Genomic DNA, 16062 nt, shown 5'->3' with positions numbered 1-16062 from the left:
AGAACCGGTGCCCGCACCAAGGCGGACCTTAGTAAGTACGGCCTGCCTTGCTGGCGCGCCCCTTACATCGCGCGTATTTTCGAGGGTGTTGGGGGCGGCGGGTGCGACCCGGCCCGCCGGAACGAGGGGAGAGCCATGTCCATCATCGAAGCTCAGGCACCACTGCACGAGGCCCACCGCGACAACCACACGCACCGGGACGTCAACGGCGGTTGGCTGCGTCCCGCCGTGTTCGGCGCGATGGACGGCCTCGTCTCCAACCTCGCCCTGATGACCGGCGTCGCCGGAGGCTCGGTCTCCCCGCAGACCGTCGTCATCACCGGGCTCGCCGGACTCGCGGCCGGAGCCTTCTCCATGGCCGCGGGCGAGTACACCTCCGTCGCCTCGCAGCGCGAGCTCGTCCAGGCGGAACTGGATGTCGAGCGTCGCCAGTTGCGCAAGCACCCGATCGACGAGATGGAGGAGCTGGCCGCGCTCTACGTCTCCCGCGGTGTCGAGCCCGCGCTCGCCCGCGAGGTCGCGATGCAGTTGTCGAAGGATCCCGAGCAGGCCCTGGAGATCCACGCGCGCGAAGAGCTGGGCATCGACCCCGACGACCTGCCGTCGCCGATGGTCGCCGCCGTCTCGTCCTTCGGCTCCTTCGCGCTCGGCGCGCTGCTGCCCGTACTGCCGTACCTGCTCGGGGCGACCTCGCTCTGGCCCGCCGTGCTGCTCGCGCTCGTGGGGCTCTTCGCCTGCGGCGCCCTCGTGGCCCGGGTGACCGCCCGCGGCTGGCTCTTCAGCGGCCTGCGCCAGCTCGTCCTGGGCGGTGCCGCCGCGGCCGTCACCTACGGCCTCGGCATGCTCCTCGGGGCCGCGCTCTAGCCCCGGTCCGCGCCAGGAACGGATTCCGTACGCGCAGAGACGCCCGAGAGGCCCCTTCAAGGGGCCTTTCCGGCATTTCGGGGCACCCTTGTGGGAGGAAAGGGGCGGAATGGTTGTGACGTATATCCCTGGTCCGAACCGCCGCGGCGATGAGACACTATGCAGGACGCCACATATGTAGCCGGTTACTCGGCGGTTTCGATCCCGTGACCAACGGGAATGAGGCATGAGCGTCGCTGGGCAACGAAGCCCACACAGTGACGGGTCGCCGTAGGCCCGGAGATCATCCGGGCCACCCCGATCCGTCCCCCGCGGGACGGCATCCGTGCCCGCACCCCACAGGTGAACCCGCACCACCGCTCCGTGTCGGTGGTGTCCGCATGTTGGAATGAGCTATCCGCTTCGCGAGAAGACAGCCATCATGTAACCTGCACGAAATTTCGCGGAGGGCCAGCGTCGTCCCTCGGCAGCAGCTCCCCCAGACGTGGTCTGGGAGGTGCCCACCAGCCACGACGACGACGGGAGAGCCGATGCGTTCCGACGCCTGGTCGCCCATGGACGGTCGCCCTGCTCCGCAGGGAATGTACGACCCCCGTAACGAGCACGACGCCTGTGGTGTCGGGTTCGTGGCCACCCTCACCGGTGTAGCAAGCCACGCGCTGGTCGAGCAGGCGCTGACCGTACTGCGCAACCTCGAACACCGCGGCGCCACCGGCTCCGAGCCCGACTCCGGCGACGGCGCCGGAATCCTGCTCCAGGTCCCGGACGCCTTCCTGCGCGAGGTCGCCGGATTCGAGCTCCCCGAGGCCGGCGCGTACGCCGTCGGCATCGCCTTCCTCCCTGCCGACGGCTCCGCACAGGCCGTCTCGCAGATCGAGACGATCGCATCCGAAGAAGGCCTGAACGTCCTCGGCTGGCGCGAGGTCCCCGTCGCCCCCGAGCTGCTCGGCGCCTCCGCCCGCTCCACCATGCCGGTCTTCAGCCAGCTCTTCGTCGCGGACGCCGAAGGCGCCGCCACCGGCATCGCACTGGACCGCAAGGCCTTCGTGCTGCGCAAGCGCGCCGAACGCGAGGCGGCGACCTACTTCCCGTCGCTCTCCGCCCGCACCATCGTCTACAAGGGCATGCTGACCACCGGCCAGCTGGAGCCCTTCTTCCCGGACCTGTCGGACCGCCGCTGCGCCACCGCCGTGGCCCTGGTCCACTCCCGGTTCTCCACCAACACCTTCCCGAGCTGGCCGCTGGCCCACCCGTACCGCTTCGTCGCCCACAACGGTGAGATCAACACCGTCAAGGGCAACCGGAACTGGATGACCGCCCGCGAGGCCCAGCTCGCCTCCGACGTCTTCGGCGAGGGCTCGCTGGACCGCATCTTCCCGGTCTGCACCCCCGACGCCTCCGACTCCGCCTCCTTCGACGAGGTGCTGGAGCTGCTCCACCTCGGCGGCCGCTCGCTGCCGCACGCCGTCCTGATGATGGTCCCGGAGGCGTGGGAGAACCACGAGACCATGGACCCGGACCGCCGCGCCTTCTACCAGTACCACTCCACGATGATGGAGCCCTGGGACGGCCCGGCCTGCGTCACCTTCACCGACGGCGTCCAGGTCGGCGCGGTCCTCGACCGCAACGGTCTGCGCCCCGGCCGCTACTGGGTCACCGACGAGGGCCTCGTCGTCCTCTCCTCCGAGGTCGGCGTCCTCGACATCGACCCCGCCAAGGTCGTCCGCAAGGGCCGCCTCCAGCCCGGCAAGATGTTCCTCGTCGACACCGCTGAGCACCGCATCGTCGAGGACGACGAGATCAAGGCCGCCCTCGCCGCCGAGCACCCCTACGCGGAGTGGCTGGAGACCGGGGAGATCGAGCTCTCCGACCTCCCCGAGCGCGAGCACATCGTGCACACCCACGCCTCGGTCACCCGCCGCCAGCAGACCTTCGGCTACACCGAGGAAGAGCTCCGCGTCATCCTCGCCCCGATGGCCCGCACCGCCGGCGAGCCGCTCGGCTCCATGGGCACGGACTCGCCCATCGCGGCCCTGTCCGCCCGCCCGCGGCTGCTCTTCGACTACTTCACCCAGCTCTTCGCGCAGGTCACCAACCCGCCGCTCGACGCCATCCGCGAAGAGCTCGTGACCTCCCTGCGCTCCTCCCTCGGCCCCCAGGGGAACCTCCTGGAGCCGACCCCGGTGTCGTGTCGCAGCGTCACGCTGCCCTTCCCGGTGATCGACAACGACGAGCTGGCCAAGCTCATACACATCAACGCCGACGGCGACATGCCCGGCATGAAGGCCGTCACCCTCTCCGGTCTCTACCGCGTCTCCGGCGGCGGCGACGCCCTCGCCGCCCGCATCGAGGACATCTGCGCCGAGGCCGACACCGCCATCGAGGGCGGCGCCCGCCTCATCGTGCTCTCCGACCGGCACTCCGACGCCGAGCACGCCCCGATCCCCTCGCTGCTGCTCACCGCGGCCGTCCACCACCACCTCATCCGCACCAAGCAGCGCACCAAGGTGGGCCTGCTCGTCGAGGCCGGTGACGTCCGCGAGGTCCACCACGTCGCCCTGCTCATCGGCTACGGCGCCGCGGCGGTCAACCCGTACCTCGCCATGGAGTCCGTCGAGGACCTGGTCCGCGCCGGCACCTTCATCGAGGACCTGGAGCCCGAGCAGGCCATCCGGAACCTGATCTACGCCCTCGGCAAGGGCGTCCTCAAGGTCATGTCCAAGATGGGCATCTCCACCGTCGCCTCCTACCGCGGCGCCCAGGTCTTCGAGGCCGTCGGCCTCGACGAGACCTTCGTCGCCACGTACTTCAACGGCACGGCCACCAAGATCGGCGGCGCCGGCCTCGACGTCGTCGCCAAGGAGGTCGCCGCCCGCCACGCCAAGGCGTACCCCGTCTCCGGCGTCCCCTCGGCGCACCGCGCCCTGGACATCGGCGGCGAGTACCAGTGGCGCCGCGAGGGCGAGCCGCACCTGTTCGACCCGGAGACCGTCTTCCGCCTCCAGCACGCCACGCGCAACAAGCGGTACGACATCTTCAAGCAGTACACGGAGCGGGTGAACGAGCAGTCCGAGCGCCTCATGACGCTCCGCGGCCTCTTCGGCATCACCGCCGACCGCCCGTCGATCTCCATCGACGAGGTCGAGCCGGTCTCCGAGATCGTCAAGCGCTTCTCCACCGGCGCCATGTCGTACGGCTCCATCTCCAAGGAGGCGCACGAGACCCTCGCCGTCGCCATGAACCGGCTGGGCGCCAAGTCCAACACCGGTGAGGGCGGCGAGGACCCGGACCGCCTCTACGACCCGGCCCGCCGCTCCGCGATCAAGCAGGTCGCCTCCGGCCGCTTCGGCGTCACCAGCGAGTACCTGGTCAACGCCGACGACATCCAGATCAAGATGGCCCAGGGCGCCAAGCCCGGCGAGGGCGGCCAGCTGCCCGGCCACAAGGTCTACCCGTGGGTCGCCAAGACGCGTCACTCGACGCCCGGCGTCGGCCTCATCTCGCCGCCGCCGCACCACGACATCTACTCCATCGAAGACCTCGCCCAGCTGATCCACGACCTCAAGAACGCCAACCCGGTCGCCCGCATCCACGTGAAGCTGGTCTCCGAGGTCGGCGTCGGCACGGTCGCCGCCGGTGTCTCCAAGGCCCACGCGGACGTCGTCCTCATCTCCGGCCACGACGGCGGAACGGGCGCCTCCCCGCTGACCTCCCTGAAGCACGCGGGCGGCCCCTGGGAGCTCGGCCTCGCCGAGACCCAGCAGACCCTGCTGCTCAACGGCCTGCGCGACCGGATCGTCGTCCAGACCGACGGCCAGCTCAAGACCGGCCGCGACGTCGTCATCGCCGCACTGCTCGGCGCCGAGGAGTTCGGTTTCGCGACCGCGCCGCTCGTCGTCTCCGGCTGCGTCATGATGCGCGTCTGCCACCTCGACACCTGCCCGGTCGGCATCGCCACGCAGAACCCGGTCCTGCGCGACCGCTTCTCCGGCAAGGCCGAGTTCGTCGTCAACTTCTTCGAGTTCATCGCCGAGGAGGTCCGCGAGCTCCTCGCCGAGCTGGGCTTCCGCACCCTCGAAGAGGCCGTCGGCCACGCCGAGCTGCTCGACACCAGCCGCGCCGTCACCCACTGGAAGGCGCAGGGTCTCGACCTGGAGCCGCTCTTCTACGTGCCGGAGCTGCCCGAGGGCGCGGTCCGCCACGCCCTGATCGAGCAGGACCACGGCCTGGAGAAGGCCCTCGACAACGAGCTGATCCAGCTCGCCGCCGAAGCCCTCAACGCCGCCTCGGCCGAGGAGGCCCAGCCGGTCCGCGCCCAGGTCGCCATCCGCAACATCAACCGCACGGTCGGCACCATGCTCGGCCACCAGGTGACGAAGAAGTTCGGCGGCGCGGGCCTCCCGGCCGACACCATCGACATCACCTTCACCGGCTCCGCCGGCCAGTCGTTCGGCGCCTTCCTGCCGAGCGGCGTCACCCTCCGCCTGGAGGGCGACGCCAACGACTACGTCGGCAAGGGCCTCTCCGGCGGCCGGGTCATCGTCCGCCCCGACCGGGGCGCCGACCACCTCGCCGAGTACTCGACGATCGCGGGCAACACCATCGGCTACGGCGCCACCGGCGGCGAGCTGTTCCTCCGCGGCCGCACCGGCGAACGCTTCTGCGTCCGCAACTCCGGCGCCCTGGTCGTCTCGGAGGGCGTGGGCGACCACGGCTGCGAGTACATGACCGGCGGTACGGCGGTCGTCCTCGGCGAGACCGGACGCAACTTCGCGGCCGGCATGTCGGGCGGTGTCGCCTACGTCGTCGACCTCGACCGGGACAACGTCAACTCCGGCAACCTGGGCGCGATCGAGGCCCTGTCGGACTCCGACAAGGTGTGGCTGCACGACGTCGTGCGCCGTCACCAGGAGGAGACCGGCTCCACGGTCGCCGAGAAGCTCCTCGCCGACTGGGACGCGAACGCGGACCGGTTCAGCAAGATCATCCCCACCACGTACAAGGCAGTGCTCGCCGCCAAGGACGCCGCTGAGCTCGCCGGTCTCTCCGAGGCCGAGACCACCGAGAAGATGATGGAGGCGGCGACCCATGGCTGACCCCAAGGGCTTCCTGACCACCGGTCGCGAGGTCGCCCAGACCCGCCCCGTGGCCGAGCGCGTCCGCGACTGGAACGAGGTCTACGTTCCCGGCTCCCTGCTGCCGATCATCAGCAAGCAGGCCGGCCGCTGCATGGACTGCGGCATCCCGTTCTGCCACAACGGCTGCCCCCTCGGGAACCTGATCCCCGAGTGGAACGACTACGCCTACCGCGAGGACTGGTCGGCGGCGCAGGAGCGCCTGCACGCCACCAACAACTTCCCGGAGTTCACCGGCCGCCTGTGCCCGGCTCCCTGCGAGTCCGCGTGCGTGCTCGGCATCAACCAGCCGGCCGTCACCATCAAGAACGTCGAAGTCTCCATCATCGACAAGGCCTGGGACGGGGGCGACGTCAAGCCGCAGGTGCCCGAGCGCCTCTCCGGCAAGACCGCCGCCGTCATCGGCTCGGGCCCGGCGGGTCTCGCCGCCGCCCAGCAGCTGACCCGGGCCGGCCACACCGTGGTCGTGTACGAGCGCGCCGACCGCATCGGCGGCCTGCTGCGCTACGGCATCCCCGAGTTCAAGATGGAGAAGCGGCACATCAACCGCCGCATCGAGCAGATGCGCGCGGAGGGCACCAAGTTCCGCACCGGCATCGAGATCGGCCGCGACCTCACGTCGACGGACCTGCGCAAGCGGTTCGACGCCGTGGTCATCGCCGCCGGCGCCACCACCGCCCGCGACCTGCCCGTCCCCGGCCGCGAGCTGAACGGCATCCACCAGGCGATGGAGTACCTGCCGCTCGCCAACAAGGTCGTCGAGGGCGACTTCGTGGCGCCGCCGATCACCGCCGAGGGCAAGCACGTCGTCGTCATCGGCGGCGGCGACACCGGCGCCGACTGCGTCGGCACGGCCCACCGCCAGGGCGCGGCCTCGGTCACGCAGCTGGAGATCATGCCCCGACCGGGCGAGGACCGGAACGCCGGCCAGCCCTGGCCGACCTTCCCCATGCTGTACAAGGTCACCTCCGCGCACGAGGAGGGCGGCGAGCGGGTCTACTCCGTCTCCACCACCCACTTCGAGGGCGACGAGGACGGCAACGTCCAGTTCCTCCACCTCGTCGAGGTCGAGTTCGTCGCGGGCAAGCTGACCCAGAAGCCGGGCACGGAGCGCAAGATCCCCGCCCAGCTCGTCACGCTCGCGATGGGCTTCACCGGCACGGACGTCGAGAACGGCCTGGTCGCCCAGTTTGGTCTGGACCTCGACGAGCGGGGTAACATCGCCCGTGACGCGGACTTCGCCACCAACGTCGACGGCGTGTACGTCGCCGGTGACGCGGGTCGCGGCCAGTCCCTCATCGTGTGGGCCATCGCCGAGGGCCGATCCGCCGCCCGTGGCGTGGACCGCTACCTGACCGGAGCCAGCTCCCTGCCGGCCCCGATCCGCCCGACGGACCGTTCGCTGACGGTCTGATCCCGCCGGATCACCCCAGAGACGTCCCGTACAACGACGTACGGAACTGAGCGCGGCGCCCCCCGAATGTCCCCGACCGGACGACTGGGTGGGCGCCGATGCGCGTCCCGGGCCCTAAACTTCCGCCTGTGGCGAGCCGGAGGGGGACACGTCCATGGCACTGAGTCTGCGGAAGGTCGAGGAGACCGCGCCCGCCCTGGTGAACCTCTACAAGGAGGCCGGGGCCTCGCTGCGGCGGCACGGGATCAGTGGGCAGCGCGTCGCCGTCTACCTGGTCGTCGACTACTCGGGGTCGATGAAGCCGTACTACAGGAGCGGCGCCGTCCAGGCCCTCGCCGACCGCGTCCTCGGGCTCTCCGCACAGCTCGACGACGACGGACGCGTGCCGGTCGTCTTCTTCTCCACCGACATCGACGCCGAGACCGACATCCGGCTCGACGACCACGCCGGCCGGATCGACCGGATCGTCGCCGGACTCGGCCACATGGGCAAGACCAGCTACCACCTCGCCATGGACGCCGTCATCGACCACTACCTGGACAGCGGCTCCACCGCGCCCGCGCTCGTCGTCTTCCAGACCGACGGCGGGCCGATCAACAAGCTCGCCGCCGAGCGGTACGTGTGCAAGGCCGCCCGGCTGCCCCTCTTCTGGCAGTTCATCGGCTTCGGAGACCCCTCCAGCCGGCAGTTCGAGTTCCTGCGCAGGCTCGACGAGCTGGCCGTCCCCGCGAAGCGCCCCGTCGACAACTCCGGCTTCTTCCACGCCGGCCAGGACCCGAGCCGGATCCCGGACGCGGAGCTGTACGACCGGGTCGTCGCCGACTTCCCGGCCTGGCTCGCCGCCGCCCGGAACCAGGGCATCGTCCGCTCATGACACCGCTCACTGCCACCTTCTGTGGCCGGGGGGCGCCGTGAAGATCGGAGAACTGGCGCGCGAGACCGGGGTGAGCGTGCGGCTGCTCCGCTACTACGAGGAGCAGTGCCTCCTCGGCTCCGAGCGCACCCCCGGCGGGCACCGGCTGTACGGTCCCGACGCCCCCGCCGTCGTCCGCCGCATCCGGGCCCTGCTCGGCGCCGGACTGCCGACCCGGGTCATCGCCGAGGTCCTGGACTGCGTCTGCGGCAGCGAGGCGGAGATCGAGCCCTGCCTCAGCCCGATGCTCGTCGCCCGGCTCGACGCCATCGACGAGGAGATCCACGACCTCCAGGGCACCCGCTCCTCCCTCGCGGCGCTCGTGGCGGCGACCGAGGGCGGACCACTCGCCCCCGCCGGCCGACCGCCGGCCGACCGCCGACCGACCGGCGGGAAAGCGGTGGTCCGGGGCGGGGGCCGCAGGCGATCATGAGACCCATGACTTCTCTCGTACGACACGTGACCATCGACTGCGCCGACGCCGACGCGCTGGCCGCCTTCTGGGCGCAGGCCCTCGACGCCGAGGTCACCGCGGAGGACGGGGTCGGCGACCCCGAGGTCGTGTCGCCCGGTGCCGCCCTCCTCTTCATCCAGGTGCCCGAGGCGAAGGTGGTGAAGAACCGCGTCCACTTCGACCTCCAGCCGCAGGACCGGACCCGCGACGAGGAGATCCAGCGGCTGCTCGGCCTCGGCGCCACCCTCGTCGACGACCGGAGGAACCCGGACGGCACCGGCTGGGCGACCCTCGCGGACCCGGAGGGCAACGAGTTCTGCGTCGAGCGCAACGCGGCGGAGCGCGCCGCCACCTCCTGAGGCGGCCAAGGCGGTCAAGGCGGTCGGTTCCCGGGAACGTCCGGAGTAATCCGGACAGTGTCTGTCGGGTATCCGGTGTCTCCTGGTCGTATGGGAGACACCGGAACCACCTGGTCCGCCTTCGAGGCGGCCGAACCCGAACTGGCCGCGACCGTACGCGCACGCTTCGGGCAGTACACCCACCACGCCCTCGCCACCGTCCGCAAGGACGGCTCGCCCCGGCTCAGCGGCATCGAGGCCGACTTCCGCTTCGGCGAACTCTGGCTCGGCATGATGCCGAACTCCCGCAAGGCCCTCGACCTGCGCCGCGACCCCCGCTTCGCCCTGCTCGCCAACCCCGGCTCCGGCACCGACATGGGCGGCGGGGACGTCCGTGTCTCCGGGCGGGCGGTCGAGGTCACCGACCCCGCGACCGTCGACCGGTACGCGGCCGAGGCGGGCGCGCCCCTGCCGTTCCACCTCTTCCGGGTGGAGCCGACCGAGGTCGTACGGACCTGGGTGGACGGCGACGAGATGGTCCTCCACAGCTGGGCCCGGGGACGGCCGACCCGGACGTACCGGCGCGGCAACGACGACAGCCCGCCGCGCCGGGTGCCGCCCGCGTAGGACCAGAATGGGCGTGTGTCAGCGACCAAGAAGAAGACCCAGGCGAGTGCCGCGCCCGAGCGGCGCCGCGAACTCCTCGACACGGCGGCCGAGGTGTTCGCCGCCCAGGGGTACAACGCCACCACCGTCCGCAAGATCGCGGACGCCGCCGGGATGCTCGCCGGCAGCCTCTACTACCACTTCGACTCCAAGGAGTCGATGCTCGACGAGATCCTCTCCACCTTCCTCGACGAGCTGTGGCAGGGGTACGACGCCGTCCTCGCCGCCGGGCTCGGCCCCCGGGAGACCATCGAGGCCCTCGTCACCGAGTCCTTCCGCGAGATCGACCGGCACCGTGCCGCCGTCGCCATCTACCAGAAGGAGTCCCGGCACCTCACCGACCAGCCCCGCTTCCACTACCTCACCGACTCGCAGCACAAGTTCGAGAAGGCCTGGCTCGGAACCCTGGAGCGGGGCGTCGCGGCCGGAGTCTTCCGCGCCGACCTCGACGTCCGCCTCACCTACCGCTTCGTGCGCGACACCGTCTGGGTCGCCGCGTCCTGGTACCGGCCGGGCGGACAGCACAGCCCCGAGGAGATCGCCCGCCAGTACCTCTCGATGGTCCTCGACGGGGTCGCCGTGCGCCCGGCCCGGCCGGCCGGAGGGCCCGGCGGGCTGTGAGGTCGCCCACGTCGCACCGCTCTGGGCAGGTCTGATCCGTCCGGGCATCGGTCGGGAGGGGCGGGAAGGTTCCCGGGCGCACTATTGTTCCGGTAGAGACATCCGGGGCCCGTATCACGTGTTCCGGTAGACATCCGGAGCCCGTATCGCGTGTTCCGGGTAGAGCAGCCGGGGCCCGCACCGTGCAGGTGCGGGCCCCCGCTGTGCCGCGAGCACCGGCCAGAAAGGCACGCATGACCCGCTCCGAACGCCCTCACAAGCGCAGCCCCCGCACCGCCCAGGCGAAGTCCACGTCACAGCCGAAGGCCTCCCGCGGAGGGCGCCGTCCCACCGCGCCGCCGCCGCCCAGCGAGTTCACGCCGCCGGAGACGGTGACGCCCGCGCTGCCCGCGGTGGCCGCCTTCGCCGACCTCGACATGCCCGAGGGCCTGCTGCGGACCCTGGGTGAGCAGGGCGTCACGGAGCCGTTCCCGATCCAGGCCGCGACCCTGCCGAACTCGCTGGCGGGCCGTGACGTGCTGGGCCGTGGGCGTACCGGATCCGGGAAGACCCTCGCCTTCGGGCTCGCGATCCTCGCCAGGACCGCGGGCCGCCGCGCCGAGCCGACCGCGCCGCTCGCGCTCGTCCTGGTGCCCACGCGCGAGCTGGCCCAGCAGGTGACCGACGCCCTCACGCCGTACGCCTCCGCGCTGAGGCTGCGGATCACCACGGTCGTCGGCGGCATGTCGATCAGCCGGCAGTCCTCCGCGCTGCGGCGCGGCGCCGAGGTCCTCATCGCCACCCCCGGCCGGCTCCACGACCTCATCGAGCGGGGCGACTGCCGCCTCGACCAGGTCGCCGTCACGGTCCTCGACGAGGCCGACCAGATGGCCGACATGGGCTTCCTCCCGCAGGTCACGAAGGTGCTCAAGCAGGTCGAGCCGGGCGGGCAGCGACTGCTGTTCTCGGCCACCCTCGACAAGAACATCGACAAGCTCGTCAAGATGTTCCTCGACGACCCGGTCGTGCACTCGGTCGACCCGTCGGCCGGCGCCGTCACCACCATGGAGCACCACGTCCTGTACGTGGCCGACGAGACCGACAAGAAGGCCGTCACCCTGCGGATCGCGGCCCGCGACGGCCGGACGATCCTCTTCATGGACACCAAGCGGTCCGTGGACCGGCTGGTCAAGCGGCTCCTCGCCAACGGCGTACGGGCCTCCGGCCTGCACGGCGGCCGTTCGCAGCCGCAGCGCAACCGGACCCTGGACCAGTTCAAGACCGGGCAGGTGACCACGCTCGTCGCGACGAACGTGGCGGCGCGCGGCATCCACGTCGACGACCTCGACATGGTCGTGAACGTCGACCCGCCGATCGACCACAAGGACTACCTGCACCGCGGCGGCCGCACCGCCCGCGCCGGCGAGTCCGGCAGCGTCTTCACCCTGGTCCTGCCCGAGCAGAAGCGCGACATGGGCCGGCTGATGACGAACGCGGGCATCAGCCCCCGTACGGCGCAGATCAAGTCCAGCGACGAGCAGCTGATCGAGCTGACCGGCGCGCGGGAGCCCTCGGGCGTCCCGGTCGTCATCGAGACACCGCAGCCGACCCCGCCCCGCAAGGCGACGGGCGCCGCGGGCAGCGGCAGCGGCGGCGGCAGCCGTCGCCGCCGCCGTCCGGCCCCCGCCGGCGGGACGGCCGCTACGGGCTCCGGCTCCGGTCGCTCCGGCGCCACCGGCACGGCCTCGGGCCGCGCCGCAGGTTCCTCGGGCCGCGCCGCCGGTTCGACGGGCCGCGCCGCCGGTTCCACCGGTGGTTCCGGGCGTGGCACGGGCTCCGGCCGGGCCGCGGGCGCCGGTACGGGCGGCGGGCGCGGAGCCGCGGCCGGTGCCGGTCGCGCCGGACGTCAGGCACCGGGCGCCGGGCGCTCGCGGAGCGCGGGCGGCTCGCGCGGCTCCAGGCCGAGGCCGACCGACTCGTAACCCGAAGCAGCGCACCCGAAGCAGCGCACACCGGGGTCCTCCACGAGGGCCCCGGTGGTGTGTGCAGACGGTTCGCACATTCCGTGGGGACCGGTGAACTTCCGGAAAACTCAAGGGCGTTGGGCTTTCGCGGGCCGATCTACGCGCGTCATCATCTGAGTCATGCGAATCCCCCCTCGATTCACCCTCGCCGGCGGCGTCGCCACCGCCCTCCTCTCCTCCCTCCTCCTCGGCGCCCCGGCCACCGCCGTCGCGGCACCCGCGCCCGGCCCCGCCGCCGTCGTGTCCTCGGCCGCCGCCACCGCGGCCGTCGGGGACATCTGCTACTCCGACCTGCCCAGCCAGGCCCACGACACCCTCCGCCTGATCGACGCGGGCGGCCCCTTCCCGTACCGCCAGGACGGCACCGTCTTCCAGAACCGGGAACGGATCCTGCCGGCCCACTCGCTCGGCTACTACCACGAGTACACCGTCAAGACCCCGGGCGTCACCACCCGCGGGGCCCGCCGGATCGTGACCGGGGACGCGGCGCGGGAGGACTACTACACGGCCGACCACTACGCGTCCTTCGACCTCATCGACCACGACTGCTGAGCCGTCGCTGAGTCGCCCGGAGCCGCCCTGAGCGGCTCCGGAGCCGTGAACCCGCCGAGCCGTCAGACGCGGCGCGGAAACGTCCACTCCAGGCGGGTCCTGACCCGGGGGTCGCGCACGTGCTCGAGGGCGGCCAGCGCCGTCTCCCGCGCCGCGCCCTCCGGGTCGCCGTCCGCGAGGGCCGACGCCAGCGCGTCCACGGCGCGCGGGTCCTGCCGGATCGCGAGCCCGCGCGCCGCCTCCGCCGCCGTCTCCGGATCCGGGTCGCCGAGCCGCTCGGCGAGCCCCTCCCGTACGAGCGGGGTGTCGTCGGGCAGTTCGGCGAGCGCGAGCGTCGCCCAGTCCCGCACCCGCGCGTCACCGTCCTGGCTCAGCGCGAGGAGCACCCCGAGCGCCTCCATGTGCCCGGCCGGCACGATCCCGGCGAGGGCTCCCGCGACCGCCCGCCGTACCGTCGGGTCGGAATGCCCCGCCGCCGCGAGGAGCTCCGGCACGGCGGCCGGGTCCGCGCACTGCCCGAGCGCCGTCACCACCGAGAGCACCGGCTCCCGCGACCGCACGGCCGTCTCCGCCGACCCCACCGACCCGGCCGTCTCCCGGGTCTGCACCCCCGGCGCCGCCCACTCCGCCGCGAGCCGCCGCAGCACCGGGACCGCGCTCGGCCCGAAGCCGGGCAGGGCGCCGAGCACCCGCGCGCCCAGGGCCCGGCGCAGCGGATCGCGGTACGCGCACCACGCGGCCGCCGCCACGAACGTCTCCTCGTCGGCCCGCCCCGCCAGTTCGGCCACCGCCGTCGCCCAGTCGTCGAGCTCCGGATCGCCGCAGCGCAGGGCCCGCGCCGCCAGCTCCTCGTGCGAGGTGCGCAGTCCGAGCGCCGCCTCCAGGAGCGTGGCGATGGCCGCGTGACCGGTCTGGCGGTCGTCACCGCGCCCGGGGGCGCCGTTCTCCCGCAGCAGCTCCACGACGACGGTCACTCCGCCGTCCTCGCGGACCCGGCGCACCACGGCCTCGTACGTCTGCCCGCCCTCGTTCCCCGCCACGAGCCCGCGCCGCAGCTCGGCCGCGATGTCGGCGCCGATCCACCGCCGTGCCTCCCGCAGCGCGGCCTCGCGGGCCTGTGCCCCGTGGTCGAGGAGCGCCCCTACGCACCCGGTGGAGCCGCGCCGCGCGGCGGCCACGAGCGGCAGGACCCCGTCGGGCCCGCGCCGGTCGGGGTCGGCCCCGTACTCCAGGAGCACCCGGGCCGTGTCGGCGTGCCCGAGCCGCAGCGCCCACGCCAGGGCCGTGAAGCCGTACGTCTCCTCCTGGTCCGGGTGCGCGCCCGCCGCGAGCAGCGCCCGCGCCACCTCGGTGTGCCCGCCGACGGCCGCCCCGCACAACGGCAGTTCGTCGCCCTCCTCGCCACTGCCCCGGCCCGGATCCGCCCCGGCGGCGAGCAGCACCCGTACGATTCCGGCCTCGGCGCCGACGGCCGCCCGGTACAGAGCGGTCTCCCCGTCCTCCCGGCCCTCGGGGTCGGCCCCGTCCCGCAGGGCACGTACGGCCCCGTCCTCGTCCCCGTCCCGGATGGCGTCGAACAGCGTGCTCATGCGCCGACCCTGACCCGCCGTCCGGGTCCGGCGCAAATCCGATTCCGGGCCCGCGCGCCCGTCCGAAGGGGACCGGCGCTCCCCGTCCGCTCGTACGGCCGTGCCAGAATCGGCCGCATGACGCATGATCACGACGGCGCGGCGCTGAGCGTCGGCCACGGCGACACCGCACTCGCGAAGCTCCTGGAGCAGGGGCTCGACGCGTTCAACTTCGCGGCCACGGGCACCACCGCCGAGGACCAGGGCGAGCTGTCGGTGAAGGCCGTCGACGAGAACGGCGACCTCATCGGCGGGCTCACCGGCTGGACCTGGAGCGGCCTGTTCGGCATCGACATGCTGTGGGTCCGCGAGGACAGCCGGAAGGACGGCTGGGGGAGCAGGCTCCTGCGCGCGGCCGAGGACGAGGCCCGGCGGCGCGGCTGCGACCGGGCCACCGTGTCGTCCTTCACCTTCCAGGCCCCGGAGTTCTACCGGCGCCACGGGTACGTGGAGACCGGCCGCGTCCTGGGCATCCCGGGCGGCGCCGAGGACGTCCACTTTCACAAGAGCCTGGCCCGGGACGCCGACGGGGCCTCCTAGGGTCCGTCGTTCGGGTCGGATCGGTCCGCGCGGCAGGTGCTACCCCGCGCACTCCAGGACCGTGCGGCACACCCCGCACCGGGCCCGCAGGGCCCGGCCCGCCGGGATCCTCAGGCGGCCGCGGCAGACCGGGCAGCGGAACGAGACGCCGGTCGCCGGGGCCCCGCCGTGGAAGGCGTACGGGGCGCCCTCGCCCGCCCGGCCCCGGCGCCGCTCCCAGGCGTACCGCCGCTGCTCGGCCCAGCCCGCCCCGGTGAGCGGCGGCAGGGTCCGCTCCCGGTCCGCCCGCGCCCGGCCCCGTACCCACGCCTCGTACGCGACCGCGCTGGTGAACCACGGTGACGGGTCCTCGCCGAACACCGCGGCCCGCTTGGCGAGGACGTACCCGAACTCCTCGGGGGTCAGATAGCCCAGTCTCTGGCTCTCCACCCCGTCCTGCCGGTACGCGTCGAGCAGCAGCCAGCCCGCGCCGAGGTAGGCGGTGACGACATCGGTGAGGATCTCGTTCTCGTGGGTGTCGGGGAAGGCGAGCCCGAGGCGGTGCAGCAGGACGTGGGTGATCTCGTGGGCGAGGGCGGCGCCGATGTCCCTGCGGCGGGTCCGGAAGCGGTCGTTGAGTTCCACGAAGTACGCGGGTCCCGCGGCGAGTTCGACGGCCGCCGCGTACTCCATCGGCCGGAAGGCCACCACCATGTGCGCCGCGGGCAGCCGCAGGTGCCGCACGAGCGCGCGGGCCACCCGCTGGGTGCCCGGATGGAGGTCCTCCTCGTCGCCGACGGCCACGTCGGCGGCGGGGACGCTCGCCGGGTAGCGGTGCACGCCGTCGGGGGAGAGGTGCCGGTAGAGCGCCGTGAGCGAGGCCTCCACCGTGGCGAGGTGCGGGAAGCCGTGGGCGGCGCGGTCGCCCTCCCGGCGGTTCGTCATGCCGACACCC

At 72.6% G+C, this 16062-nt stretch carries 13 protein-coding genes; 11 read left to right on the top strand and 2 right to left on the bottom strand.

The genetic code is table 11. From position 1 onward, the window contains the following. The first annotated feature begins 135 nt into the window (after positions 1-135). From ACIA8N_RS01145 to ACIA8N_RS01100, 10 genes are all read left to right on the top strand, one after another. Complete coding sequence (locus ACIA8N_RS01145) at positions 136-864, top strand: VIT1/CCC1 transporter family protein (RefSeq protein ID WP_365776866.1); 729 nt, start codon at positions 136-138, stop codon at positions 862-864. Between the two features lie 530 nt (positions 865-1394). Further along, the gene (gene gltB, locus ACIA8N_RS01140) at positions 1395-5960 is read left to right on the top strand and encodes a glutamate synthase large subunit (RefSeq protein WP_365776864.1); all 4566 of its coding nucleotides are present in this window, start codon (positions 1395-1397) and stop codon (positions 5958-5960) included. Then, positions 5953-7413, top strand: a complete 1461-nt coding sequence (locus tag ACIA8N_RS01135; RefSeq protein ID WP_365776862.1) for a glutamate synthase subunit beta — start codon at positions 5953-5955, stop codon at positions 7411-7413. Before gltB ends, ACIA8N_RS01135 begins: the two co-directional genes overlap by 8 nt. 154 nt (positions 7414-7567) lie before the next feature. Then, the gene (locus ACIA8N_RS01130) at positions 7568-8287 is read left to right on the top strand and encodes a VWA domain-containing protein (RefSeq protein ID WP_365776860.1); all 720 of its coding nucleotides are present in this window, start codon (positions 7568-7570) and stop codon (positions 8285-8287) included. A 37-nt stretch (positions 8288-8324) separates the two neighbouring features. Further along, complete coding sequence (locus tag ACIA8N_RS01125) at positions 8325-8759, top strand: MerR family transcriptional regulator (protein ID WP_365776858.1); 435 nt, start codon at positions 8325-8327, stop codon at positions 8757-8759. A gap of 5 nt (positions 8760-8764) precedes the next feature. Continuing rightward, positions 8765-9139, top strand: coding sequence for a VOC family protein (locus ACIA8N_RS01120; protein WP_365776856.1), 375 nt, complete (start codon positions 8765-8767; stop codon positions 9137-9139). A 90-nt stretch (positions 9140-9229) separates the two neighbouring features. After that, entirely contained in the window at positions 9230-9745 is a 516-nt protein-coding gene (locus tag ACIA8N_RS01115; protein ID WP_365776854.1) for a pyridoxamine 5'-phosphate oxidase family protein, read from the top strand. A 15-nt stretch (positions 9746-9760) separates the two neighbouring features. After that, positions 9761-10405: a TetR/AcrR family transcriptional regulator gene (locus tag ACIA8N_RS01110; protein ID WP_365776852.1), complete on the top strand. Its 645-nt coding sequence runs from the start codon at positions 9761-9763 to the stop codon at positions 10403-10405. 233 nt (positions 10406-10638) lie between these two features. Further along, entirely contained in the window at positions 10639-12366 is a 1728-nt protein-coding gene (locus ACIA8N_RS01105; RefSeq protein WP_365776850.1) for a DEAD/DEAH box helicase, read from the top strand. Positions 12367-12528: 162 nt separating this feature from the next. Then, positions 12529-12960 carry a ribonuclease domain-containing protein gene (locus ACIA8N_RS01100; protein WP_365776848.1) on the top strand — a complete coding sequence of 144 codons (432 nt, stop codon included), beginning with the start codon at positions 12529-12531 and terminating at the stop codon, positions 12958-12960. Between the two features lie 62 nt (positions 12961-13022). Here ACIA8N_RS01100 and ACIA8N_RS01095 read toward each other — a convergent pair whose 3' ends face one another. After that, positions 13023-14549: a HEAT repeat domain-containing protein gene (locus ACIA8N_RS01095; protein ID WP_365776847.1), complete on the bottom strand. Its 1527-nt coding sequence runs from the start codon at positions 14547-14549 to the stop codon at positions 13023-13025. A 117-nt stretch (positions 14550-14666) separates the two neighbouring features. Between ACIA8N_RS01095 and ACIA8N_RS01090 the strand changes: the two genes are divergently transcribed. After that, the gene (locus ACIA8N_RS01090) at positions 14667-15128 is read left to right on the top strand and encodes a GNAT family N-acetyltransferase (RefSeq protein WP_365776845.1); all 462 of its coding nucleotides are present in this window, start codon (positions 14667-14669) and stop codon (positions 15126-15128) included. Between the two features lie 39 nt (positions 15129-15167). Here the strand turns inward: ACIA8N_RS01090 and ACIA8N_RS01085 are convergent, their stop codons facing one another. Continuing rightward, positions 15168-16052, bottom strand: coding sequence for a hypothetical protein (locus tag ACIA8N_RS01085; protein ID WP_365776843.1), 885 nt, complete (start codon positions 16050-16052; stop codon positions 15168-15170). Positions 16053-16062: the final 10 nt, after the last annotated feature.

This window comes from Streptomyces sp. NPDC051822, assembly GCF_044452745.1.
Taxonomy (GTDB): Bacteria; Actinomycetota; Actinomycetes; order Streptomycetales; family Streptomycetaceae; genus Streptomyces.
The sequence above is the reverse complement of the archived record's forward strand: the minus strand, read 5'-3'. Positions and strand labels throughout refer to the sequence as shown.